Raw genomic sequence first — 400 nt, 5'->3', positions numbered from 1 at the left:
TTTGTCTGCACAACATACTTCCGTTTCACTCAAATCAAGTTTTTCAATCATTTTGGGAGCAATCTTGACATCATGTATCGTTCCATCGGAGATAATAATTTCGATTGGATTACCATCCGCATCAACAGCTAAGTGTATTTTAGAACTATTTCCACCAATGCTTTTAGAAATATCCTGATCTTTTATTCCAGCAGAATGTTGGTGTGCCCGAACATGACTAGCATCAATAAAAACCCATTCCATATCAGCATTTGAAGAAATTAATTTAAATATTTTCATTAACTTATCATTTTTACACCAACGATTATATTTTTTAAAGATTGAGTTATACGAACCAAATTCTTTAGGCAAATCACGCCATGGGCAGCCTGTTCTTATTCTATAAAGTATTGCTTCGACA

The 400-nt window shown here is 33.5% G+C and carries 1 protein-coding gene; it reads right to left on the bottom strand.

The features are described 5' to 3' along the window. A partial coding sequence (locus WFH18_RS17830) for an IS5 family transposase (RefSeq protein ID WP_336755417.1) occupies positions 1-400 on the bottom strand: 400 nt, incomplete at both ends.

It is taken from the genome of Acinetobacter sp. USHLN143 (assembly GCF_037145695.1).
In the GTDB taxonomy this organism is placed as follows: Bacteria; Pseudomonadota; Gammaproteobacteria; order Pseudomonadales; family Moraxellaceae; genus Acinetobacter; species Acinetobacter fasciculus.
The sequence above is the reverse complement of the archived record's forward strand: the minus strand, read 5'-3'. Positions and strand labels throughout refer to the sequence as shown.